Source organism: Mesorhizobium sp. 113-3-9 (assembly GCF_016756515.1).
Lineage (GTDB): Bacteria > Pseudomonadota > Alphaproteobacteria > Rhizobiales > Rhizobiaceae > Mesorhizobium.
This window is the reverse complement of record NZ_AP023246.1, coordinates 1,732,175-1,756,290: the sequence shown is the minus strand read 5'-3', so window position 1 is coordinate 1,756,290 and position 24,116 is coordinate 1,732,175. Positions and strand designations below refer to the sequence as shown.

The following is a 24,116-nucleotide window of genomic DNA, read 5'->3' as shown; positions in this document are numbered from 1 at the left end:
GCGAACCGCGATGCTCCGACAAATCTCCGAAGACGTCCGCGTCAACCTGAAGGACCGGTTGCGGGAAGTCCGAGACATCATCAGGCAGAGCCGCCATGATGGCAGCGGCGACGCCAGCGTCCTGCGCGAGGCGACCAGTCATCTGCCGCCATTTCCGGGCAAGGGCATCGAAGGCCTGCTCAGCCACGCCGCCAGCGCCGTCGACGAAGCGCTGTCGATCGCCGAATCCTTTGTCCCGCATGAGCGTCCGATCAAGGTGGACGGCACGACCGTAAAGGGCCTCGGCACCTATTTCCCGGCCGGAAACGAAGAGCGGCAGTTGAGTGCCGAGCGCCTGTTCCGGCGCGACATGTACTATCTGGCCAAGGCGGTGCTTGCCGGGCTCAAGGTCGAAAACGCCCGCATCCACGAAGCCGATTTCGCAGCCGCCCACGCCGCCATGCGCAAGCGCCACGCTGATCTGTTGGCGGCCTTGGCCGCGCCGGGTGCCGGGCTGCCCGCAATCGCGGCCACCTGCGCGGCGTTGCTGGTCGAGTTGCTCGGCCAGCGTCCGGTCCGCTTTGGCGACGCCGCACCGGAAATGGCGGGGGAGCGGGCCCTCGACATAAGCTGCCTGGCGCCGGTCGTTCTGGCCTGCGGCCTGGCGACCACCGGCCGCGACGGCGCGCCGGAGCCGGACATGCTGGAGATAGCGATCCTGGCGGTCGATATCCGTCATGACCGCATCCTGCAGGCCTGCGCCAAGGCAAGCCCGGTCGATGAGCTGACGCCTGTCTTCGCCACCTTGCTTGCGCATTTGCCGTAGGCCCCAGCAGCGCTTTAGGAAACCTATTCCCCGGCTATCATCGCCGTGATCGTTTTCTTGGCGCGCTGGATCGAGGCCGGGCTCATCGAAAGCTCGGTCAGCCCCATCTTCACGAAGGCCGGGATCAGGTCCGGTCGCCCGGCCGCCTCGCCGCACATGCCGACCATGATGCCGGCGGCGACGCCGGCTTTTGCCGTCAGCTCGATCGCCGACATGACCGCCGGATTGGTGACGTCGTTGAGCTTGGCCACGGTCGGGTTCAGCCGGTCGGCGGCCATGATGTACTGGGTCAGGTCGTTGGTGCCGATCGAGAAGAAGGCCACTTCCTTGGCCAGAGCCGGGGCGATCAGCACGGCGGCCGGGGTCTCGATCATCACGCCGAGATCGAACGTCGCATGCGGCACGCCTTCGGCCTTGAGTTCGGCGGCGCATTCATCGACCAGTGCGCGGGTGCGAGTGACTTCGGAAATATCGGACACCATCGGCAACATCACCTTGATGTTGCCATGCACGGCCGCTCTGAGCAGCGCCCTGAGCTGACGCTTGAAGATGTCGGGCCGGTCGAGGCACATGCGGATGCCGCGCCAGCCGAGAAAGGGATTTTCCTCGTCGGGAAACTCGATGCCGGCGATCGGCTTGTCGCCGCCGATGTCGAGCGTGCGCACGATGACCGGATAGGGCTCGAAGGCCTTGGCCAGCGCCGTATAGGTCTCGGCCTGCATGTCCTCGGAGGGCAGGTGCATGTGGCGCATGAACAGAAGCTCGGTGCGGAACAGGCCGACGCCCATGGCTCCGGCCTCCTGCGCTGCTTCGATTTCCTCGAGCGAACCGATATTGGCCGCGACCTCGATGACCCTGCCGTCGGCGCGCTTCGGCGTCACCGTCTTGAAGGCGGTCAGGCCGGCACGCTCGTTCGCCGCCGCTTCGACACGGCCGGCGAAATCGGCACGCGTCGCCTCGTCGGGGTCGATGATCACATGGCCGGTGTTGCCGTCGAGCGCCACGTCGTGCGCCGTGCGCAAGGCATTGATCTGGTCGCCGAGACCCAGCACCGCCGGAATGCCGTGCGAGCGGGCAATGATGGCGATGTGCGAGGTGGCGCCGCCATGGCCGCAAATCACCCCGCCTATGCGTTTCAGCGGCGCGCGCGCCAGGTCCCAGGCGCCGATGTCGTCGGCGATCAGGATGGCGCCTTGGGGAATGTTTTCGAGGCTGACGTCATCCTGCCCAAGCAGGACGAGGCAGATCTGCCGCCCTACGGCATGGACGTCGTCAGCGCGCGCATTCAGATAGTGATCGTCGACTGCACTGAAATCGGCGGCGATGGCGGACGCGGCGGTGATGACGGCCGAGACCGCGTCGTTGCCGCCCTTGATCGCCTTCTCGGCCTCCCCGGTCAGGCTGTCATCGGCGGCGATATCCCTGAGTGCCGCGACGATGCCTCGGTCTCCGGCCGACAGGCTGTCCTGCGCCAAGGCCCGGTCCATGCGCGCCTGGACGGCGGCGACAGCAGCGCGGAACCTGTCGATCTCGCCGGCGATCTCTTCAGCCTGCAGCGTGCGGCCCTGCCCGGTGATATCAGGCGGGAAATGCGCGAAAGCCGGCCCGATCGCGACACCCTCGCTTGCCGCGACACCGCGCAATCCATTCGCTTCGCCGGATGCAGCGGGCGCAGATTCGGCCGCTGGTGCGACTGCCGCTTCCGGCCCGGCATCATTGGCCGGGCTCTGCGGCCCCGCTTCATCGTCGAGACCAGCCTTGGGGTTTTCGAGATAGCCGATCAGCGCTTCGATGGCCTCGATGGCATCCGCGCCGTTCGCCCGAACGGTGACTTCCTGGTTTTCCTTGACCGCCAGCAGCATCAGTTTGACCGAGCTCTTGGCGCTGACCGCCTTGCCGTCCTTGACCAGTTCGACATCGGATTCGAAACCCTTGGCGAGTTTGACGAACCGCGTGGCGGGACGGGCGTGCAAACCTTCGTGCACTCTGACGATGGTCGAGCGTTCCATGGCAAATACTCTGCTTTCCTAGAGCTATTTCGCCATTTCATCGAAACGGCGAAGTCGCTCTAACTCCTTGTTTTTACGCAATTCCGGACGGAAACCGTTTCACATTTTTCCTGGAATTGCTCTTGGCGCCAAGACCGGACGGTCCCGGCGCGAGTGTGTTCAGGCGGCGATGGTGATGATCGCGCCTGTCTCCAGGGCGGCCACGAGCGCCTGGGTATCGACCTGCGATGCGCAGATCTCGCCCGGCCTCTCGGCCTCGGTGGCGCCGTTGAACGAGATGACGACATGGCCCATCTCGAGCACCTTGCTCCATGCGCTGGAGCCAACCGCCGTTATGACGGCTGAAACCGAACCGACGGTGATCGAAGCGCCCTTGGCGGGCGCTCCGTCACTTGGTCCCTGCTCCGTCTTGTGCAGGACGGAGACTTCGGCAAGCTCCGGCGGCGAGCCATCCGCGAACAGGATGAGCACGCCCCCTTCGGCAAGATCCGCCACTTCGGGTCCGATGGCAGTGACCCGTGTTCTCAACAGAACCGTCATATGGCGAACCTCATTTCCTTACTCTCTTTAAAACACGATCAGTGAGACGACCCAGGCGATCAACACCGAGACCGGACCCATGATCTGGCGGCTGATGAGCACCGCCGGCACGCCGATTTCGATGGTTTTCGGCTTGGCTTCACCAAGCGCCAGGCCGACAGGCACGAAGTCGCAGCCAACCTGGGTGTTGTAGGCAAACAACGCCGGCAGGGCCATCGCCGGCGAAATCGTGCCGTTGGCGATCTGCGGGCCGATGATGGCGACGCCGATGACCTGCGCGATAACAGCGCCTGGCCCCAGGATGGGCGACAGGAACGGCAGGCCGCAAATGGCCGAGATGATCAGCAGGCCGACGATGTTGTTGGCCAGCGGACCCATCGGCTGGGCGAGCACATCGCCTATGCCGGTGTAGAGGATCAGGCCGATAAGCATGGTCACGAAGGCCATGAACGGCAGCACGTTGCGCACCACCTGGTCGATGGTACGGCGGCCGGCATTAAAGAAAATGCCGACCACTCGGCCCATGACGCGGCCGATCGAGCTGATCAGGCCGATCAGCCCGCCTTCGCTCGGCAGCGGCTGTGGAGCCGCGGCTGCAGTGTTGTTGCCTGAACTCATCGATGCTGCTCCCCCCGCAGTGGTGACCGCCTCGGACCCGTCCGCCATTGTGACGTTGGCCGGCTTCACGCCCGAAACGTAGATGTCCTCCGTGATGAACTGGGCGAGCGGCCCAGCCTGGCCGACCGGCGTCAGATTGACGGTCGGGATGCGCTTGCGCGGATAGACGCCGCAGCGTGCGGTGCCGCCGCAATCGACGACGACAACCGCCATCTCGCCTTCAACCGGCGGCGCCTTGAAGCCGTCGACGGCCGTGGCACCGGTCATGTCGGCGATAAGCTGGGCCACGGGATGGATGCCGCCGCCGGTGACGGAGACGACCTTGTCGCGCTGTGCGGTCGGCTCGATGACGAGCGGGCCGCCCCAGCCGGTGTTGCCCCGGGAGATCTTTACGGCTTTGTATGTCTTGACCATGATTGTCCTCCCCGCCCTTACAGCTCGACGCCCTGGCGGCGTGCCATGATGGTGGTGATGCGCTCGGTCAGCATGCCCTTGAGCAGGATGACGACGAGGCCGACAATGGCGTACCAGATCGCCACCTTGACGTGGTAACCGGCGACGACGACGCCCTTCTTCTCAAGCTCGAGCAGAGCCACGAGAATACCGCCCCAGACGAAATATTCGCCGGGATTGATGTGCGGGAACAGGCCAAGCGGCGGATGCACGTAGGACACGGCCGCGTCATAGAAGGCCGGCTTGTGCTTTTCTTCCAGGAACGATCCGAACGTATAGGCCATCGGATTGGTGAGGAAGAACACCGCCAGCAGCGGCAGCAGCGTATAGCGGGTCAAGGCAATCCTGCCGGCGCCGCGCGCCAGGCCATGCACGCGCTCCTCGCCGACCAGTTCGGTGACGGCGTAGAAAGCAGTCATCAGCACCACCAGCGTCGGGATGATACCGGTGACGAAGCCGGCGAACACTTCGCCGCCCTTCTGGAAGATGCCGATGAAGTACTTGCCGATAGCGGTCAGCCAGCCGAGCTGCTCTTCCTGCTGGACGTCCTTCAGCTTCTCCTTGAACTGGTCGACGGTAATCGGCCCGCTGTCTGCTTGCGCAAGGACAACGAGATGATCGGAAGCATGCTCGACGGCGAGCTTGCCATGCAATGCAGCATCCGAGACCATCGCACCTGCGACATGCAGATTGTGCACGGCCATGTCGGCATGCTGCGCCAACAACGAAAATACAGACATTTCTCCTCCTTATGCCGCCCGCCGGTTATCCCAGTCGGTGCGCGGCGTCCTCAGAACATGATGCCGAAAAGCGTGAAACGGTTTTCGGACGACATCATGCTCTATCCCTTTGATTTAGAGGCGGATTCAGATTTCAGGTCGAACAGACCTGGAATCATCCGACTCTAGGCCCTTGCTACATTCAAGCCGGCCAGGCCCGGCTTCTTCCCCGGCTCCGACCGTGCTTTGTCGATCTGTTCGATCGCCCGCTTCACGGCCTCGGCCACACCGGGTTCCCCCTCCCCCATGATCGCAGGGTTGGACCGGAGTCGATCGAGGGGAACACCCTCGAATTCTTCATGTCTTTTGAACTTGGTGAAAACGGAACGGCCGCTCATCACCATCATGCGGCGCACGATCAGGTCGGGCGTCACCACGACAAGCGCGATGGTGCCCTTGGCCAACCGGCCGCGAAAATTGCCGGCTCCGACGAAGCCATCCTTGTACTGGTCGGTGACGCCCCGGAAGACATCCGAATAGTGCCGCATCTGCAGCCAGACGCCGAGCGACTGCAGCGCCCAGACAATAACCAGCAGAAGCAGTCCCCACTGCCAAATCGCCATTCGGTTCTCCTCCCGAAGCCTCAGTTGAACCGCACCTTGGACCGGCGCGCGACAACAGCAAAGTGAGAACATTTGTTTCCGTGAATGTCAATATGTATGATATTAGCCTTGGTCTCGGTCATCCACAGGACCGTCGGCCGATTTCGGCGGCGGCACGGCTGTGCTAACCTGCCACCAAACGGGATGCATGCAATGGAACTGCCCTTCAGGGATGAACTGGCCCTTATGCCCGACCTGCGCCACCGGTTGCGGCAGCTGCGCTGGTTCCGCGCCACCTTCCGCGGCAGCGCCAAGGTGGTTTCGGACACGTTCGGCGTGCGCTACGAGATCGACGAGGCGAAGCTCACCCGAGCTTTTCTCGACTGGGTCGAGATCATGGAGGCGCAGAAGCGCTTTGCCGCGATAGACCGCGCCGACTTCATCGTCTTTGCCGCGGGCCTCGTGCTGCGCGAACTGATCAAACAGGCGCCGGCCAGGGAGATCTCCGGCCTCGCGCAACTCATCGAGACGGATCAGAATGCCGGCACGCTTGAAATCATCCGCTTCTGGCCGGAAGGCTTCCTCTATACCAACTACTGCGTCTCGGTAATCTCGGCCATCTACGAACAGGAGTTCGGCAAGGCGCCCAGTATCGACAAATGCGCCGACGACCTGCGCACCTGGTGGTCCTATCGCGAGAATGTCACCGAGATGCCGGCCTACGCGGTGGCTTTCCTCGACCGCTTCCTCGGTGCCGAGCCGAACTGGATCACGCCCGACCGCGCACAGTCGCGGCAAGCCATGCAGCGGGCGCTCGGATCCTCCCGCGCAAGCGACGCGCTGCGCCAGCTTTGACTGCTACCCGGTTTCGAGCCCAAGCGTCTTCAATCCATCGCGCTATTGAACATTTGACTTTTTGCCGATAGCGATGTGCGGAAATTGACTTCAGGAGACAAGTGCGTGGCGCGACCAAGGCCTATCATTTTCGATTGCGACGGCGTGCTCGTCGACAGCGAGCCGCTGGCAGCCAGGGCCTATGAACGCGTCTATGAAAAGCACGGCATGCCAGGCGTCCATGGCGGCATCATCGCCCAGTGCGTCGGCATGAAGCAGTCCGACATCATCGTGCGGATCAGGGAATTGACCGGCCACCAGTTTCCGGCTTCGGCCGACGGCGACATCTGGGCCGAGACCAAGGTCCTGTTCACCGAGGAATTGAAGCCGACCCCTGGCATAGCCGCGTTTCTGGAAACGCTCGAGGGCGACCGCTGCGTTGCCTCGTCATCCTCGGTCGAGCGGATAAACCACAGCCTTGCCGTCACCGGGCTGGCGCATTTCTTCGGCGATGCGATCTACAGCTCCTCGATGGTCAAGAACGGCAAGCCGGCGCCGGACATCTTCCTGTTCGCCGCCGCCAGGTTGGGCGCCAATCCGGCCGACTGCATCGTCATCGAGGATTCGCCCTTCGGCATCCAGGGCGCGGTCGCCGCCGGCATGACGGCGATCGGCTACACTGGCGGCGGCCACACCTATGCCGAGCATGCCGCGCGGCTGACGGCGGCTGGTGCCGATTTCGTCTGTGCCGACTGGCATGAAGTTAGCCGGCAATTGTCCAAGTTCGGAGTGCCGGCCTAGGTTGCCAGAGACTAGAGAGGCCGCGGCCATTCGTTGCGTGGAATCTCAGCGCCGACACGGAAGTCGAACGACAAGACCCTCGTCGCATCGGTATCAACCTCGCACCGGAAGCTCAGATGGTACCATGTGGTTGTGGTGCTGAAAGCGACATCCGAGCCGTCAACAATATTGCCCGCTTTCAGCGGAACAGATGGCACCCATTTAGGAAAATAAGAGGCATCCAGCAACTGCTGCTGTAACGCGTTGGCGCAAAGTATGGCAGCACGCTGACCGCGACGCACCCCGTCCATCGCGGTCGTGGCAAGTGCATCTCTGGTAGCGCCTTGCGAGTAGAGCTTACGAACACCCGGAAGGCCAGAATCGTTCCGAGATGCGGATTTCGAGGCCTTTGAGGGGCTGGGCTTCGCATTCGCGGGTTTGGGCTTCGGCGCTTCGGCTGATGCGGGAAGCTCGATCTCGCCGTCGGCAGCCAAAGGCGCTGGTGCCGGGCCCTCTTGCTTGGCGGGGTCGAGCGCCGCCTGCTTGTCTGCCTCCTGTTTGGCTGCCTCGGAGTCTGTCGGCGTGACAGGTTGGCTGTCTGCGGGCTTCGGCTCGACCGGCGGCTTCGAAGCATCATCCTTGGCCGGCACCGGCGAACTGTCCTGAGCACTGGCCCCATCCAGGGATTTCCTCGGACCGGTATCCTTGTCGCCGAACTGAAAAACGGGCTTCAGGACATCGACTGGCGGTGGCTTATTAGGCTGCTTTTCCGGCGGAGGTGGCTTTTCAACCTTCTGCTCAGGCGGTTTTTCTACTTTCGGTTCCGGTGGCTTGGGCGGCGGCACGGGAGCAGGTTTCGGTTTCGGCTGATCGGGCGGAGGCACGAGCGCGACACTGACCGGCTGCTCCTCCTGCGGCTTTTGGGGAGGAATTGGCAGGCCATATATCAGGAGCGCCGCGACGAGCACGTGCAGGATCAGCGATGCGGGGATGCCCCACAACAGATACCGACGCCGTTCCAGTGCCTCGTCCTTCATCCTGACCGATGTGGAATGAAACGGCGGCGGCTTCAAGCATAGGCATTGGATTTGCGCGTGTAGCTTGTCGATTCACCACACCCGGGCCAGCCCGGCCAAGGCGCAGCGGCGGCTCAACGAGCGGCTGCCACACGATCCGACCCATCAAGACAAGGGACCGGCCAGTTCGCTGCCGCCATGCCGCCCAAATGACGGAGACTGGTGCCGATTCGTCTGCGCCGACTGGCAAGAAAATAGCCAGCAATTGTCCGGCTCGGCATGCCAAATCTAATTCAGCGGATACTTCGTGAATCCGCGACTGGCCCATTCGCCGGGCGGGATCAATGACCCGACACGGAAGTTGAAGGACAGGACCCTCGTCGCATCGGCGTCGACTTCGCACCGGAAGCTCAGATTGTACCACGTGTTTCTCGTGCTGAAGGCGGCCTGCGGAGGATTAAGGACATTGCCTGTTTTCAGCGGAATGGTAGGCACCCATTTGGGCGTATAATCGGCGCTCTGCAATTCCTGGTCCAGAACGTTGCCGCAAAGGTTGGCAACGCGCTGATCGCGCGGAACGTTGTCCATGGAGCTTGTGGCCAACGCATCGCCGGTTGCGCCCTGCGAGTAAAGCTTTCGGACGCCCGGAAGGCCGGAATAGATAGGCGATCCCGCAGCCTCGGTATTGGCAGGATTTGACCTTCCCGGCTTTCCGCTTGGAGCTTTGAAGGCTGTTGCGGGTTTGAACCTCATCGGCTTTGCGGGTTTAGTCTTTGCCTTTTCGGCAGAGGGTGGCGGCGCAGGCTTGCCGCCAGCCTCGGCAGCCAATGGCTTTGGCTCCGCGACCGCTGGTTTCTCAGTGATTTGCGGCGTCGCCTCCTGTTTGTCAGGCTGCTGTTTGTCAGCATCCTCAGTCACCCGCTTTTCCTCACTTTGCGCGGGTTTTTCGTCCTGTGCGGCGGTTGCCGGCTTTTCGTCAGTTTTGACGGGCTCTGTCTGCTGCTGTTGCGTTGCAGCCGGAGCGGCCTGGGTCGGCGCGGGATTCGGTTCGACTGGCGGCTTCGCGGCCTCATCCTTGGCTGGCGACGGCGTATGGGCTTGAGCGCTGCCTCCGTCCAGGGATTTCTCAGGCCCGGTATCCTTTTTGCCATATTGAAAAACGCGCTTCAGAACCGGAATGTCCACCGGCTTGGGCGGCTGCTCGGGCGGTTTTTCAACCTTGGGTTCCGGCGGCTTTTCGACTTTGGGTTCCGCTTTGGCTTCCTTTGGCGGCGGCGGAACAGGTTTCGGCTTTGGCTGCTCGGGCGGCGGAGGCACCAGCGCGACATTGATCGGCCGCTCCTCCTGTGGCTGTTGGGAGGGCGTGCGTACGCCGTATACCAGGGCCACCACGAAAAGCGCATGCAGGATCAGCGATGCGGGGATGCCCCACAACAGATTCCGACGCCGTTCTCTTGCCTCATCCTTCACGCTGATCGATTTGGAATGAAATAGCGGCGGCTTCAAGCGTTAGCATCGGATTAGCGCAATTTGGCCGCTGACAGCTTGGTGATCTGGATGATCACACGCAGAAGATCAGCCCGGAATCCCATCCAGAAACCCCTCGTCCAGCCGCGTTTCGCCAAACCAGTTCAGCCGGTTGATGCTGACGAAGCCGGCATCGATCGCCTCGTTCTCGTCGCCCGGCTCACTGGCATAGGCACGCCCGCGCGGAACCGTGATGACCGTGCGGTCGCCGTCGCTTTCCACGATCTCGGCGGTGCGGCCGATCTTGTCGCGACCAATGCGCGGCTGGCGGATTTCAGCCGGCAAGGCGGTCGGCAGGTTGACGCTGAGCCAATGGCCCTCTGTCGCCCAATCGGCACGCGACCGCCACAATGAGGCGATCAGCGCGCCAAGCCACCGGTCGTCGCCGTCAATGAAATCGGGATTTTTCACCCGCGAGAAGCCGATCGCCGGCACACCCCAGAAGGTTGCCTCCCGGGCAATGCCAAGCGTGCCGGAATAGGCGAGGTCCTCGGCGACGTTGCGGCCGTCATTGACGCCCGACAGCACCAGATCCGGCTTCCTGGCGTCCGCGAACAGCCACGTCATCGCGCTCACCACGCAGTCTGCCGGCGTGCCGGAGCAGGAGTACCAGTTCGGCTTGACGTGCCGCATCGTCAACGGCCTCGCGATCGTCAGCGACGAACCGGCGGCGGTGCGCTTGCCGTCGGGCGCGACCACCCACACATCGTCGCTCAACCCGCCGGCGGCGTTGGCGAGGCGGGCAAGGCCCGGCGCCTCGATGCCGTCGTCGTTGCAGATCAGGATTCTCATTGTTTGCTTCCTTGCGGCACCATGATGCGCTGGCCTGTGCGGCATTGCGCGCGCAGTGACGGGATGTGGCTCTTCAGATCAGAGAGAAGATCGGTGGCGCAGGAATGACCGAGCGCTTCAGGCCGTCCTGCCTTCTCCCAGATCGCGACATTGCCCGACAGCGTCGGATGGGTCGGCATGCGCACCCAGTCCGCCCTGCCAGCCCTGTGCAGGAGATCGCCTGGAGAACCGGCCGGCAGATGCCCGGTGAGCAGCACAGGGAACCCGGCCTGATCGGCGCGCGGCAACAGGCGTGACGACGGCCCGGCCTCGCCCATGCCGTCATCGGCCAGCAACGGCAGTGGCGGCAACGGATCGGCATCGGTCCAGTCGGCCGCGCTCGCCAAGCGGACAAGCAGAAGCTCGGAAACCCCAGGCAACAAGGCCGCCGTGGCGCCAATCTGCGCCTCCAGGGAGGAACGCATGCCGGCATGGATGGCAAACGGGCCCGGCAGAGCCGCGATCAATTCCAGCGACCGCCCCGACAGCGGCGTCGGCAGGAGGCACCCCTGCGGATGCCTTGCCACCCATTCGGAAATTTCCCGCGCCCGCGCCGCGCCCGATACGGGATCGGCGCCGTAGGAGGCATCGAAGACCAGAAGATCGCAATGCGGGATCGTGTCCATCACGAACACATGGCTATCCGGCACGACATCGGCCGAATAGGCGATGCGGCTTTTCCCGTTGTCGACGGCGAACCAGACGCCGCCCACGACATGTCCCGACCGCCCGGTACGGACCGTGAGATTGCCAGTCTTCAACGTATCGCCGGGTTCGAAGATTTCGACCCGATCGTGCGGAACCGGAAAGCGCCTGAAATCCTCCGGCTCGGCATAGGCGGCGAGCGTGGCAGGCGCCTCGTCGCGCGTTTCGGCCGTCATGAAGATCGGGCCGGCATAGCCGCGCGACAGCAGCCAGCTCAGCGCGCCGACATGATCCTCGTGGGCGTGCGAGACAAAAAGCGCATCGATGTCGCCGACCGATCCGTTGAGCGCCGGATAATACTCCGCCCCGGAAGCGCCGACCTTGATGCCGACATCGAGCAGGATGCGGTCTTCGCCGCTGGTGACAGCGAGGCTGGTGCGGCCCTTTTCCCCAAAGCCGCCGAGCAGGTCCAGCATCATCACGATGCCGCCTCCGCCGGAATGAGCCATCCTGATCTTATCCGCAGCCGCGCCTGGGCCCCGCTCTCAAGCGTGACCGGATCGGGTTGCTCGAAATGCAAGGTAAGCCCGGGACCGGCGGCGGGCGTGAATTCGACGCGCGCCGCCCCGCCCTGATAGATCACCCGCTTGACGAGGCCGTCGAAGCCCGGACCATCCGGTGATGCGTCGAGATCCGCGGACCGACAGCAGATCTTCGCGCCGGCACGCGGCCGCTCGCCGAGGCGGCAGCGGACCACCAGCTCGGCTCCGAGAACCCTGACCTTGCAATGGCCGCCGTCTTCGCCCGTCAGGACATCCGCCGGCAGCAATATGCCTTGCGAGATGAAGGACGCCACCATTTCATTTGCCGGCTCATGATAGAGCTCGCGCGGCGTGGCCAGCTGCACCAGGCTGCCGCGATCCATCACCGCGATGCGATCAGCCAGCGCCATTGCCTCGGCCTGATCATGGGTGATGTAGACGATGGTCGTGCCGGTGCGCTTGTGGAAGGCTGCGAACTCGTCCTCCATCGAGGCTCTGAGATGAACGTCGAGATTGGCGAGCGGCTCGTCGAACAGCACCAGCGAGGGCGCGGCGACAAGGCATCGCGCCAATGCCACGCGCTGGCGCTGGCCGCCGGAGAGATTGGCGGGTCGGCGCTCGCCCAGCCCCTGCAGATTGACCAAGGCGAGCGCGTCCTCGACCTTCTGGCGCGCAACCGACTTGTCGAGCTTCGCCACCTTCAGCGAATAGCCGATGTTTTCGGCAACCGTCATGTGCGGCCACAGCGCATAATTCTGGAAAACAATGCCGACGCGCCGCTTTTCCGGCGCGACGCTGCCATCCTTGGCCGACACGACCTCGCCGCCGATGCGGATTTCGCCCGATGTCACTTTCTCGAAGCCGGCGACGAGCCGCAGCAATGTCGTCTTGCCGCAGCCGGAAGGCCCGAGCACGGCGAGAAACTCGCCGTCGGCAACGTCGATCGAGACATCCTTCACCGCGTCGAAATCGGCGAAGCTCTTGGTCACATGGTCCAGGATCAATCGCGCCATGGCAGAACTCCGCTCGGAAGATGAGGGGCAAGCAGGTTAGTCACCAGCATGAGCGCGAAGGTGACCGCGACCGTGATGACCGACATCGCCGCCGCATAGTTGGAATCGCCGCCTTGCTCGAAGGAAAACATCACCACGCCGATCGTCTCGGAGCCCGAGGACCACAGCAGCGCCGAGACGGTAAGTTCGCTGAGCGCCGTCATGAAGATCAACAGGCCGCCTGCGATCGCCGCCGGAGCGACCAGCGGAAAGACAATGCTGCGCATGCGCGTGAACAGGCCGGCGCCGGCCACCTGCGCGGCCTCTTCCAGCGCCCGGTCGATCTGGTGATAGCCGCTGATGGTCGGCCGCAGCGCCAACACCAGGAAGCGGGCGAGATAAGCGTAGAGGATGATCCAGACCGTGTTGTAGAGCTGGATGCCGGTGAACGGGATCGGCCGCAGGAACAAGAGCAGCGAGGCGATCGCCAGCACCACGCCGGGCAAGGCATAGGGCAGTTCGACAGACAGGTTGAGCAGCCGCACCCAGCGTTGCTTGCCCCAGGCGATGAGATAGCCGACAGGCACGGCCACGATGACCGCGAAGAAAGCTGCCGCTATCGATAGCCAGAAACTGTTGAAGAAGGCGCGCTTTGCGGCATCATGCTCAAACAGCACGAAACGGTAGTTGTCGAGCGTCGCCGTCTTGGCGGTCAATGCGATGCCATAGCCGGGCACCAGCGAGGTCAGCACCAGCCCGAACAGCGGCAGGAACAGCACCAGCACGATGAGCAGCCACATGCCGGCCTGGACGGCGGGCCGCCAGCGGCCGAGCTCGTAGGGTTCAGCCGGCAGCGATGTCGAGGAAATACGGTAGTCGCGGCGGCGGCTCATCACCTCCTGGGCAAGGATGCCGGCCATGGCGATGACCCCGATCAGCACCGAGAGGAACGCGGTTTCGCCGAGCACCGCCGGACCGCCGCCGGCCAGCTTCTGATAGATGAGCGTCGGCAGCACCAGATAATTAGCGGGAATGCCGAGAAAGGCCGGAATGCCGAAATTACCGACACAGGAGACGAAGGCCAGCGCCGCGGCCGCCATGATCGACGGCGTCATCAAGGGCAGCACGATGGTAATAAGCACGGTGAACCAGCCGGCGCCACCGGCGCGTGCGGCCTCGACCAGTTCACGCGGCAGCTTGCGCAGGCCGGCCCGCACCAGCAGGAAGACCAGCGGGCCGTATTGCACGCCGAGCAGGAGGATGATGCCCGAGGTCGAATAGAGCGGGTTCTTGGTGCCGAGTGGCGGTGCGGCGCCGAACAGCTTGAGGAACGGGCTTGCCGGACCGAACAGTTGCAGCCAGGCCAGCGCCGTCACCTGCGGCGCGATCATCAGCGGCATGACATAGCACAGCACCAGGGCGCCGCGGCCACGTATGTTGGTCAGCGAGACCAGGACCGCCACCAGTGTTCCCGACAGCACGGCAAGCAATGTCCCACCGATGCCGACGACCAGTGTGTGCCATGTCGCGATCCAGGTCGCCGGGCTTCTCAGTCCGGCCTGCACGGCCACGGTCGACAGGGTTCCGCCGGGTGCCACGATCTCCTCGACGAGGCGCAGCATGGGCAGCAGCGAAAGCAGCACGATGACGACGGCCACCGCCGCCGTCAGGGCCATTTCCTGACCCCGGCTTTCCCTGATGCGTGTTGACATGATTGTGTTTCCTGGGATCGATCCGTCGAAGGGGGATGCCGTCTGACCGGCATCCCCCTCGTGTGCCGGGCTCAGCCGCCGAACAGTTCCTGGAACTTCGCCTTGTCGGCGTCGGTCTTGGCGACGATTGCCTTGGTGTCGAACGGCATCACCTTGACCTTGACGCCTTCCGGCAGCCAGTCGGGGCGGCCGACCGAGGCCCGTGCCGGCAGATAGCCCATGGACAGCGCCAGCTTCTGGCCTTCATCCGACAGAATGAAGTCGACGAACTTCTTGGCGCCATCGACGTTCTTCGCGGTCTTCATGATGGCCACCGGCTCGGTCACCGCCGGTACGCCTTCCGCAGGGAACACGAACTCGACCGGCGACCCCTTCTTCTTGGCGTTCATCGCCATGAAGTCGACGAGGATGCCGTAGGGCTTCTCGCCTGATGCCACGGACTTCAGCACCGCGCCGTTGCCGCGCACGCTGACGGTGTTGTTGGTCTTGAGCTTCTGGAAGAAGTCCCAGCCATAGTTCGTATCGCCGGCGAAGCCCGAGAGCAGATAGGCGGCCGCACCCGAATAGAGCGGGCTCGGCATGACCAACCCATCGGCGTAGGCCGGCTTGGCTAGGTCGGCCCAATGCTCCGGCTTCTCGGCCGCGGCGGTGTTGTAGACGATCCCGGTGGTGATCAGCTTGCTGCCGAAATAGGTCTTGTCGGCGTCATAGGCGTCGGCCTCGATGCCGTCGAGCTTGGCCTCGGGATAGGCCATCAGCCTGTCATCTTTCTTCAGCAGCTCCATCGAGACCGCGTCGGCGATCAACAGCACGTCGGCCTGCGGGCTTCCGGCAGCGAACTCGGCCGCCATCTTGGTCAGGATGTCGCTGGTTCCGGAACGATAGATGGTCACGTCGATGCCGGGCTGAGCCTTCTTGAAAGCGTCCACTGTCTTGGCCGCGTCGGCCTCCGGCTGCGATGTGTAGAGCGTGAGTGTTTCGGCATTTGCCACGCCGGCAAACAAAGTTGCGGCGAGCGCCAGCTGGCTGGCCAGCAGCTTGATGAATAGCGTCTTCATGAGACCTCCTGTCTTGTCTGTGCATGACCGGTCCGGCCCCTGGCCGGCTCCCCGTCTCTTCCTCCCTGCACGGCGCATATGACTGGTGGATGACACAGCGCGTGGAACTCACAAAATATGTTCATATGTACAATGTCAATTACAAATGAACAGAGATGTGCGACAATCGGCATGCCGCAAGCCGGCATCCAGTTGACATCCGGTCGGTGTTGCTCCGATGAGGGCAACGCCGCCAGACCATGGCTCATGAGGGACCAGAACCGATGCCCGCCGAAAAACCCGGACCGGCCCGTCTGCCGATGGTCTCGTCGGACCTCAACGTCAAGACGGCCTGGCTCTACTATGTCGAGGGCTTCACGCAGGAGCAGATCGCCGAGAAGCTCGATGTCTCCCGGGTGAAGGTCATGCGCACGCTAGCCGCCTGCACCGCGGAAGGCATCGTCGTCACCATGATCAACGCGCCGACCGCCGAGCAGGTGGCGCTCGAGCGGCAGCTGGAAAAGCGCTGGGGCCTCAACGCCGCCGTCGTCATCCCGACACCCTCGGCGCACGAGCATCTGGAGAAGGCGATCGGCCATGCCGTCGCGGCCTATCTCGGCGAGCAGATGCGGGACGGCATGACGCTGGCGATCGGCGGCGGCGCGACGCTGCATGCCAGCCTGGGTTTCCTCGCCCGCCGGCAGCTGAAGCGCGCTTCGGTGGTGGCACTTGTCGGCAGCCTGCCGCATTCGCAATGGATCAACCCGTCGATCGTCGCGGCCAAGGTCGCCGATGTCTTCGAGGTCGACAGCTACCAGATCACCGCGCCGGTGATGGTGGACAATCCTTCGCTTCGCGATCTCCTGTGGGCACAACCGACCCTGCAAGACGTGCGCCGCCGCGCCGCGGCCGCCGATATTGCCCTGCTCACCGTCGGCGACATGTCGCCGGACGCCACCATCTTCCGCCATGGCATCGTGCCGTCATCGCTGATCGCGCCATTGAAGGCGAAAGGCGCGGTCGCCAATATGTTGTGCTACTTCGTCGATGCCGCCGGCAGGCTGGTCGATCACGAAGTCAACGGGCGCGTCATGGCCATCGATCTCGAAATGGTCGGCCAGGTGCCGAATGTCGTGCTGGCCGCTGGCGGAAGACGCAAGGTGGCGGCGATCCTGGCCGCGCTGAAAGCCGTCAGCACCAATGTGCTGATCACCGACAGCGACACGGCCACCGCGCTGCTGGCCAAGGGCGGCTAAGACAGCTTTCGCTCCGGCCATCGGTTCGAGCTAGATAAGTCCGCGCTCGCGCAAAAAATCCTCGACGCCGACATGCGTCATGGATTCGAATTCGGCGATCGCCTCGGCAACCCGCCTGCGCTGGGCCGCGAGCAACGTGAACACCTGCTTCATCTCGCCGGAAACGCCGAAACGGCTCCAGCGCTCGGCAATATGCGCGGGCAGGCCGATATCGGCGCAGAACGCGTCCAGGCTGTCATAACCAAGGCCGGCGACAAGCTGCTTCGTCTCGTCCGCCGACATGCGCGGCTCGAAAGCGTGATCGTGCAGGCGCTGCGCCACAAGCTTGATATCGGACGGCGAGGCACCCATGACCTTACCGAACAAGGTTTTGACGTCAGATGGGTCGAATGCAGGCATGCTGGCCTCCCTTGAACGCAATCCACTGGAGAACATGGGTCAAGGGTCGACGCCTGACAAGTCGTTTCTGAATGTGAGCCGGCTTCGCAGGCCGGCCTCACCCAACTGTCAACACGGCCTAGACCATCATGCCCATCGGGTTTTCGATCAACCGCTTGAAGGCGACCAGCAGTTCGGCGCCAAGTGCCCCGTCGACGGCACGATGGTCCGTCGACAGCGTCACCGACATCACGGTGGCTATTCTGATCTCGCCGTTCTTGACCACGGCCCGCTCCTCGCCGGCGCCCACCGCCAGGATCGTCGCATGCGGCGGGTTGATCACGGCGGCGAAGTCCTTGATGCCGAACATGCCGAGGTTCGACACCGCCGTGGTGCCGCCCTGATACTCTTCCGGCTTCAGCTTGCGGCCGCGCGCACGGCTCGCCAGATCTTTCATCTCGTTGGAGATGGTGGACAGCGACTTCTCGTCGGCATGCCGAATGATCGGCGTGATCAGGCCGCCGGGGATCGAGACGGCGACGCCGACATCGGCATGCTTGTGCTTGACCATGGCGGTTTCGGTCCATGACGCATTGGCATCCGGCACCCCCTTCAGCGCCATCGCCATCGCCTTGATCACCATGTCGTTGACCGACAGCTTGTAGGCGGGAGCCTCGCCCTTGTCGGTCTTCTTCATTGGCGCCGCCGCATTGATCTGCGTGCGCAGCGCCAGCAGCGCATCGAGCTCGCAGTCGAGCGTCAGGTAGAAATGCGGGATGGTGGTCTTGGCCTCGACCAGGCGCCGCGCGATGGTCTTGCGCATATTGTCGTGCGGGACGAGGTCGTAGGAACCCTCCTCGAACAGCTTCAGCACCTGGTCGTCCGACATCGCCTTCACGGCGGGAGCGGAAGCAGCAGCGGCGGGAGCTTCAGGAGCCGCCGGGGCCTCTTTGGCACCGCCCTTGGCAATCGCCGCGTCGATATCCGCCTTGACCACGCGACCGTAAGGACCGGTGCCGGTGACGCTGGCAAGGGCAAGGCCCGCCTCACGCGCCAGACGACGAGCCAAAGGTGTCGCGCGTGCGCCCGACGGAGATTGGACGATCTCCCCGCTTGTGGGGCCCGGCAGGGCAGAGGGGGGCGTGACAGAATGCGACGTTGGCGGGACAGCGCCCCCCTCTGTCGACTCCACAGGGAGGGAGATTGGCGCCGCGTCTTGCTTGGCCCCATAAGCCTCGCCATCGGCATAGATCCAGGCGACGGGCGCGCCGACCGGAATGTCGATGCCTTCCTTGCCGGTCACGTCGCGCAGCACGCCGCTGGCCGGCGCGTCGATCTCCATCGCCGCCTTGTCGGTCTCGATCTCGAACAGCACGTCGCCCTTCTTGACCTGCTGGCCTTCGGTGGCGAACCAGCGCGAAATCTGTCCGGTCGCCATGTCCATGTCGACCTTGGGAAGAATGACTTCTGTCGGCATGTCTCAGCGAACCCCTTTCACGAGGTCGCGCGCGGCGGTGATGATGTCGGGAACCTGCGGCACGGTGGCCTTTTCGAGTTCCGGATTGTAGGGGATCGGCGTCTCGGCGCCGCCCAGCCGCACGATCGGTGCGTCGAGATAGTCGAACGCCTCGCTCTCGGCGATCATGGCGCTGACTTCGGCGCCGATGCCCAATGTCTTGACCGCTTCGTAGACGCACATCAGCCGCGACGTCTTCTTAACGCTGTCGATGACGGTCTGCTTGTCCATCGGCCGGATGGTCCGGAGATCGACGACTTCGACGTCGATGCCCTCGGCTTCCAGTGTTGCGGCGGCTTCGAGTGCCTTCTGCACCATGATCGAGGTGGCGACGATGGTGAGATCCCGGCCTTCGCGGCGGATATCGGCCTTGCCGATCGGCACCGTGTAGTAGCCTTCAGGCACCGGGCCCTTCACCTTGTAGAGCAGCTTGTGCTCGAAGATCATCACCGGATCGGGATCGGCGACGGCGGCCAAAAGCATGCCCTTGGCATCGTAGGGCGTCGCCGGCTGGATGACCTTCAGACCCGGCACATGGCCGAGCCAGGCCTCCAGGCTCTGGCTGTGCTGCGCGGCGGCACCCGTGCCGGAGCCGGCCGGAAAGCGCATCACCACGGGAACGGAAACCTCGCCGCCCAGCATGAAACGCATCTTGGCCGCCTGGTTGACGATCTGCTCCATGGCGAGCGTGGCGAAGTCGGAGAACTGGAATTCGAAGATCGGTCGCATGCCGGTGACGGCGGCGCCGACAGCGACGCCCGCGCCGCCCAGTTCCGAGATCGGCGTGTCCATCACCCGGTCGGCGCCGTAACGGTCGACCAGGTCGCCGGTCACCTGGAAGGCGCCGCCATAGACGCCGATATCCTCGCCCATCAGGAAGACGCGCTCGTCCATGTCCATGGCGATCGCCATGGCTTCCTGGATCGCCTGGGCGTAGCTCAGTTCACGCACCATCGCGTCCATCACGCCTGCTCCGTATACACATAGTTTCCAGTCTCGCTCACATCGGGCGAAGGGCTCGCCTTGGCGAACTCGATGCCGTCGGCAATCTCCTGCGCCACGGCGTCGCGAATGGTCTCGATGCCCTTGTCGTCGATGAAGCCGAATTCCCGCAATTCGTTCTCGAACAGCGTGATCGGGTCGCGGTTCGACATCCAGTCCTCGATCTCTTCCTTGGTGCGATAGCGATTGCGGTCGCTCTTGGAATGGCCGCGATGGCGGTAGGTCTTGGATTCGATGAGCGTCGGCCCCTCGCCCGCGCGCGCCCGCTCGACGGCCTTGTACGAAGCCTCGGCGACTTCGGAGAAGATGTTGCCGTTGACGATGACGCCGGGCATCGAATAGGCGGCGGCACGATCGGCGATGTTCTTCACCGCGGTCGAACGGGCCGTCGATGTCGACATGCCGTAGCCGTTGTTCTCGCAGACGAAGATGACAGGCAGCTTCCAGACCGCCGCCATGTTCAGCGCTTCGTGGAAGGCCCCCTCATTGTTGGCGCCGTCGCCGAAGAAGGAGACGACGACCTTGCCGGTCTTCATCATCTTGGAGGAGAGCGCAGCACCGACGGCGATCGGAATGCCGCCGCCGACAATGCCGTTGGCACCGAGATTGCCCTTGGCGACATCGGCGATGTGCATCGAACCGCCACGGCCCTTGCAGTAGCCGGTGGTCTTGCCGAAGAACTCGGCGAACATGCGCTTCACCTCCGCACCCTTGGCGATGCAGTGGCCATGGCCGCGATGCGTCGAGGTGATCTGGTCATCCTCGCCAAGCGGCATGCAGATGCCCATGGCGCTGGCTTCCTGGCCGATCGACAGGTGCATGGTGCCGTGGATCAGGCCGCGCGTGTAGCTTTCCTCCGCGCCCTCTTCGAAGCGGCGGATGAGGTACATCTTGTAGAGCACCTGCTTGAGCTGCTCGGCGCTGTACTGGCGATAGACGAAAGGCAGGTTGGCGCGGCTGTCCGCGACGGCTTTGCTGGCTGTGGCCATGATCAGGCTCCCACGGTTCCGTAGACGAGTTTGTCCTGGCGAGCGCGCAGCTCCGCGATCTTGGAGCCCGGCGCAGGGGCCGCATTGGCATAGGTGATGAGCTCGCCCTTCTTGATCGGCGCCGTCACGGAACCGCCCTGCAGCAGGCCGCAAGGAATGGCCCGCGCCGCATGCGCTTCCGGCGCCGTCATGATCCAGGCCCGGTAGCAATATTCGCCGATCGCATCGAGCTTCTCGCCCGGCTGCATGTCCTTCTTTGCGACCGCGGCAACTTCAGCCACCGGCCTTGCCAGCGGCACCATGTCGGCCTTGCCGTAAAGGACGACGCGGGCGCAGGTCAGCGGCACTTCGAGCGAGGTCAGGTGATAGGGGCGATGGAAGGTGAAATACGGGCCCTTGCCCATCTTCAGGTCTTCCATGCGCTCCGAAATGCGCGGATGCGACATGTCGGCGACGACGAAGACACCGGGCGCCACGCCCTTGCCGATCGAGTAGTCGACGACGCCGACCCTGGACAGCACGCCGCCATCCTTTTCAGGCACCAGGACTTTCGAGAGTTCGCCGAGTGTCGCCGCGGGGCCGTGCATGCCGGCCTTGTCCGGCACCAGGCCGGTGGCATTGGCGATCGCCGCCATTTCGACCATGGTCTTGGAGCCATCGACGAATTCGACCAGCATGCGCACATTCATGTGCCGGCGCTTGGCCTCTTCCTCGTAGGCGGGCGGCGTGGCGTCGATGTTGAGCGGGTTGTTCTTGCCCTTGCCGGCGGCGACGATCGGATGGCCCATGGCCGAAACGAACTCGATCAGTTCCATGCAGGAGGAGGGCTCGTCGCCGGCGCCCAGCGAATAGGTGACGCCGAGCCGGTCTGCCTCGCTCTTCAGATAGGCGCCGATGGTGACGTCGGCCTCGACATTCATCATCACCAGATGCTTGCCGTGCTCCATGGCGCGCAAGCCGATCTCGGCACCGACGGCGGGAACGCCGGTCGCGTCGATGACCACATCGATGAGATCATTGTTGATGACCAGGTTGGCGTCGTTGGTGACCGCCACCTTGCCGGCTTCCATGGCCGCCGTCATCGCCGAAGCGCTCGACACTTCGCGCGCATGGCCGGTTTCCTGGAAGGCGATATCCACCGCCTTGCTGGCGGCCGGCAGGTTCAGCTCCGAGATCGCGCCGATCTCGATGCCGGACATATGGGCGACGCGGGTGACGATGTCGGTTCCCATCTCGCCGGAGCCGATCAGGCCGATGCGGATGGGCTTGCCCGACTTGCCACGCTCATCGAGATCGCGGGCAAGGCCCGTCAACGAAATATTGGAAGCCATACCGCTTATTCCTCCCACATTGCAGGCTTGTTCAAGTGCTTGACGGGTATTGAACATCTGTATTTCTGTCAAGACTAATGTCCAAAATTACCGCACTTTCGTGCCCTTTCCGGAGGCTTCCGGGAGGCGCGGAATGGCCACCGGCAAAAGCCGGAAGCCACGCGTTGCGGCAGGCTGTCCGGGATGCCGAACAGCCGTCGAGCCGCGAAGCCGCGCGGCGGACGCCGCGATGTTCCGGTAAAGGCGGCTACTTGATGCCGGCCCGCATGAAACTCTGCACGAACTGGCGCTGGAACAGCAGGAAGCCGATCAGCAGCGGCGCCGAGGTCATCAAGGCGGCTGCCGAGATGATGCTCCACTGTACGCCCTGGTCGGGCGAGGCGAAGACCTGCAGGCCGACCGTCAGCGGCCGGGTCGAGACCGAGTTGGTGATCACCAGCGGCCACAGGAGATTGTTCCAGTGGTAGCTGACCGAGACCAGCCCATAGGCGACATAGATCGGGCGCGACAGCGGGACGTAGACCTTGAGCAGGATGCCAAGCGGCCCGGCCCCTTCGACGCGTGCGGCGTCGTCAAGTTCCTTGGGCACGGTCAGGAAGGCTTGACGCAGAAGGAAGATGCCGAAGGCCGAGGCCATGTAGGGCAGGCCCATCGCCAGCACTGTATCGACGAGGCCTAGCTTGACCATGGTGCGGTAATTCTCGACCAGCAGCACCTCGGGCATGATCATCAGCTGGATCAGCACCAGCATGAAAACCAGCGTCTTGCCGCGGAAATCGTAGCGGGCGAAGGCATAGGCGGCGAGCGTGCAGATGACGAATTGCGAGGCCAGGATGACCGTGATCAGCACGAAGGTGTTGAGGAAATAGCGCGCGAACGGAGCCGCGTTCCAGGCCTGGATGAAATTGCCGAATGTCAGGGGCGCCGTCAGGTCGAAGCGCACTTCGTATTCGGCGGGATGGAACGCCATCCACACCGCATAGAGCAGCGGCAGGATCCACAGCGCGCCGAGCAGATAGCAGCCGATCACCTCGATGGCGTGCCAGAAGCCTTGTTCGCGCGACTGGACCGGCTGGGGGAGAGCGGTGACGGTCATTTGTAGTGGACCCTCCGGTCGAGAATGCCGAACTGCACGAAGGCGAGCGCAGCGAGCAGTGCCAAGAGCACCATGGTCAGCGCGGCGGCATAGCCGGTATCCCAGAAGCGGAACGCCGTCTGGTAGATGTAGTAGAGGAGCAGCGTGCTGGCATTGTCGGGGCCGCCACGGGTCATGACGATGACGTGGTCGATCAGCCGGAACGAATTGATGATGGCGTTGATCAGCACGAACAAAGTTGTCGGCATCAGCAGCGGGAAGGTGACGCGGCGAAAGAAGTACCAGCGCCCGGCGCCCTCGAGAGCCGCGGCCTCCGACAGCGACGGGCTGATCTGCTGCAGCGCGGCCAGGTAGAAGATCATGAAGAAGCCGGCTTCCTTCCAGACCGCCAGCACCATGAGGCTGCCCAGCGCCGTCGAGCCATCACCCAGCCAGTTGCGCTCGGCAAAGCCGAACAGGCCAAGGAAGCGGTCGATGAGACCGTAGCCGGGCGTGTAGAAGAACAGCCAGATGTTGGCCACCGCGATCATCGGCAGGATGGTGGGCAGGAAGAACGACATGCGCAGCAGGGCCTTGCCGCGGATGGACGAGTTGACGATCAGCGCCATCAGCATGGCGAGGCCGATCGCCACCGGCACCGTGCCGATGGCATAGATGGCATTGTTTTTCAGCGCGGCCAGCAACACCGGGTCGCTCAGCATGTCGCTGTAGTGGCCGAGCCCGACGAACTTTGCCGGACGTACGCCGCGCGGCGTGTTGTAGAAGCTGTTGACCAGCGTCATCACCGCCGGAATGTGAGTGAACGCCGCCAGCAGCACGACGGCCGGCAACAGCAGCAGCCATGCGGTGATCTGATTTCGTCCCTGTGTCACGAGACACCCTTTCC

General features: G+C 63.7%; 23 protein-coding genes. 4 read left to right on the top strand and 19 right to left on the bottom strand.

Going from position 1 to position 24,116, the window contains the following annotated elements:
• Positions 1-10 precede the first annotated feature (10 nt).
• Positions 11-805, top strand: coding sequence for a hypothetical protein (locus MesoLj_RS08495; RefSeq protein ID WP_202325715.1), 795 nt, complete (start codon positions 11-13; stop codon positions 803-805).
• A 23-nt stretch (positions 806-828) separates the two neighbouring features.
• On the opposite strand, the gene ptsP is transcribed toward MesoLj_RS08495, so the two are convergent.
• The 5 genes from ptsP to MesoLj_RS08470 form a co-directional block, all read right to left on the bottom strand.
• On the bottom strand, positions 829-2,814 hold the full coding sequence (ptsP, locus tag MesoLj_RS08490) for a phosphoenolpyruvate--protein phosphotransferase (RefSeq protein ID WP_202325714.1): 1,986 nt from the start codon (positions 2,812-2,814) through the stop codon (positions 829-831).
• 159 nt (positions 2,815-2,973) lie between these two features.
• On the bottom strand, positions 2,974-3,354 hold the full coding sequence (locus MesoLj_RS08485; RefSeq protein WP_202325713.1) for a PTS glucitol/sorbitol transporter subunit IIA: 381 nt from the start codon (positions 3,352-3,354) through the stop codon (positions 2,974-2,976).
• Between the two features lie 27 nt (positions 3,355-3,381).
• Complete coding sequence (gene srlE, locus MesoLj_RS08480) at positions 3,382-4,386, bottom strand: PTS glucitol/sorbitol transporter subunit IIB (protein WP_202325712.1); 1,005 nt, start codon at positions 4,384-4,386, stop codon at positions 3,382-3,384.
• Positions 4,387-4,403: 17 nt separating this feature from the next.
• On the bottom strand, positions 4,404-5,165 hold the full coding sequence (srlA, locus tag MesoLj_RS08475) for a PTS glucitol/sorbitol transporter subunit IIC (protein ID WP_027054143.1): 762 nt from the start codon (positions 5,163-5,165) through the stop codon (positions 4,404-4,406).
• Between the two features lie 164 nt (positions 5,166-5,329).
• Positions 5,330-5,767 carry a transcriptional regulator GutM gene (locus MesoLj_RS08470; RefSeq protein WP_115140659.1) on the bottom strand — a complete coding sequence of 146 codons (438 nt, stop codon included), beginning with the start codon at positions 5,765-5,767 and terminating at the stop codon, positions 5,330-5,332.
• 192 nt (positions 5,768-5,959) lie between these two features.
• Here MesoLj_RS08470 and MesoLj_RS08465 point away from each other — a divergent pair, with 192 nt between their 5' ends.
• Positions 5,960-6,601, top strand: coding sequence for a hypothetical protein (locus MesoLj_RS08465; RefSeq protein ID WP_140772549.1), 642 nt, complete (start codon positions 5,960-5,962; stop codon positions 6,599-6,601).
• 105 nt (positions 6,602-6,706) lie between these two features.
• Complete coding sequence (locus MesoLj_RS08460; protein WP_202325711.1) at positions 6,707-7,381, top strand: HAD family hydrolase; 675 nt, start codon at positions 6,707-6,709, stop codon at positions 7,379-7,381.
• An 11-nt stretch (positions 7,382-7,392) separates the two neighbouring features.
• On the opposite strand, the gene MesoLj_RS08455 is transcribed toward MesoLj_RS08460, so the two are convergent.
• The 7 genes from MesoLj_RS08455 to MesoLj_RS08425 form a co-directional block, all read right to left on the bottom strand.
• Positions 7,393-8,397 (bottom strand): DUF930 domain-containing protein, encoded by a 1,005-nt coding sequence (locus MesoLj_RS08455; protein WP_202325710.1) that lies wholly within the window; start codon positions 8,395-8,397, stop codon positions 7,393-7,395.
• A 267-nt stretch (positions 8,398-8,664) separates the two neighbouring features.
• Entirely contained in the window at positions 8,665-9,846 is a 1,182-nt protein-coding gene (locus MesoLj_RS08450) for a DUF930 domain-containing protein (RefSeq protein WP_202327214.1), read from the bottom strand.
• A gap of 105 nt (positions 9,847-9,951) precedes the next feature.
• A complete protein-coding gene (locus tag MesoLj_RS08445) occupies positions 9,952-10,695 on the bottom strand; it encodes a 5'/3'-nucleotidase SurE (RefSeq protein WP_202325709.1) in 744 nt (247 codons plus the stop codon).
• Positions 10,692-11,858, bottom strand: a complete 1,167-nt coding sequence (locus MesoLj_RS08440) for an MBL fold metallo-hydrolase (RefSeq protein WP_202327213.1) — start codon at positions 11,856-11,858, stop codon at positions 10,692-10,694. Before MesoLj_RS08440 ends, MesoLj_RS08445 begins: the two co-directional genes overlap by 4 nt.
• Positions 11,858-12,934, bottom strand: coding sequence for an ABC transporter ATP-binding protein (locus MesoLj_RS08435; protein WP_202325708.1), 1,077 nt, complete (start codon positions 12,932-12,934; stop codon positions 11,858-11,860). The genes MesoLj_RS08440 and MesoLj_RS08435 overlap by 1 nt, the downstream gene beginning before the upstream one ends.
• A complete protein-coding gene (locus MesoLj_RS08430) occupies positions 12,922-14,625 on the bottom strand; it encodes an ABC transporter permease (protein ID WP_202325707.1) in 1,704 nt (567 codons plus the stop codon). The genes MesoLj_RS08435 and MesoLj_RS08430 overlap by 13 nt, the downstream gene beginning before the upstream one ends.
• Positions 14,626-14,696: 71 nt before the next feature.
• Positions 14,697-15,683, bottom strand: a complete 987-nt coding sequence (locus MesoLj_RS08425; RefSeq protein ID WP_202325706.1) for an ABC transporter substrate-binding protein — start codon at positions 15,681-15,683, stop codon at positions 14,697-14,699.
• 263 nt (positions 15,684-15,946) lie between these two features.
• On the opposite strand from MesoLj_RS08425, the gene MesoLj_RS08420 reads away from it, so the two are divergent.
• A complete protein-coding gene (locus MesoLj_RS08420; protein ID WP_202325705.1) occupies positions 15,947-16,918 on the top strand; it encodes a sugar-binding transcriptional regulator in 972 nt (323 codons plus the stop codon).
• Positions 16,919-16,948: 30 nt separating this feature from the next.
• Here MesoLj_RS08420 and MesoLj_RS08415 read toward each other — a convergent pair whose 3' ends face one another.
• The 7 genes from MesoLj_RS08415 to MesoLj_RS08385 all read right to left on the bottom strand — a co-directional run bounded on the left by MesoLj_RS08415 (position 16,949) and on the right by MesoLj_RS08385 (position 24,102).
• Positions 16,949-17,317 carry a hypothetical protein gene (locus MesoLj_RS08415; RefSeq protein WP_140772564.1) on the bottom strand — a complete coding sequence of 123 codons (369 nt, stop codon included), beginning with the start codon at positions 17,315-17,317 and terminating at the stop codon, positions 16,949-16,951.
• A 118-nt stretch (positions 17,318-17,435) separates the two neighbouring features.
• Positions 17,436-18,773 carry a pyruvate dehydrogenase complex dihydrolipoamide acetyltransferase gene (locus MesoLj_RS08410; RefSeq protein WP_202325704.1) on the bottom strand — a complete coding sequence of 446 codons (1,338 nt, stop codon included), beginning with the start codon at positions 18,771-18,773 and terminating at the stop codon, positions 17,436-17,438.
• A 3-nt stretch (positions 18,774-18,776) separates the two neighbouring features.
• Complete coding sequence (locus tag MesoLj_RS08405) at positions 18,777-19,775, bottom strand: alpha-ketoacid dehydrogenase subunit beta (RefSeq protein ID WP_140772568.1); 999 nt, start codon at positions 19,773-19,775, stop codon at positions 18,777-18,779.
• Entirely contained in the window at positions 19,775-20,803 is a 1,029-nt protein-coding gene (locus MesoLj_RS08400) for a thiamine pyrophosphate-dependent dehydrogenase E1 component subunit alpha (RefSeq protein WP_202325703.1), read from the bottom strand. The genes MesoLj_RS08405 and MesoLj_RS08400 overlap by 1 nt, the downstream gene beginning before the upstream one ends.
• Positions 20,804-20,805: 2 nt before the next feature.
• Positions 20,806-22,134 (bottom strand): NAD(P)H-dependent oxidoreductase, encoded by a 1,329-nt coding sequence (locus MesoLj_RS08395; RefSeq protein ID WP_202325702.1) that lies wholly within the window; start codon positions 22,132-22,134, stop codon positions 20,806-20,808.
• Positions 22,135-22,381: 247 nt separating this feature from the next.
• Positions 22,382-23,230: a carbohydrate ABC transporter permease gene (locus tag MesoLj_RS08390; RefSeq protein WP_140772574.1), complete on the bottom strand. Its 849-nt coding sequence runs from the start codon at positions 23,228-23,230 to the stop codon at positions 22,382-22,384.
• Positions 23,227-24,102: a carbohydrate ABC transporter permease gene (locus tag MesoLj_RS08385; protein ID WP_202325701.1), complete on the bottom strand. Its 876-nt coding sequence runs from the start codon at positions 24,100-24,102 to the stop codon at positions 23,227-23,229. Before MesoLj_RS08385 ends, MesoLj_RS08390 begins: the two co-directional genes overlap by 4 nt.
• Positions 24,103-24,116 lie beyond the last annotated feature (14 nt).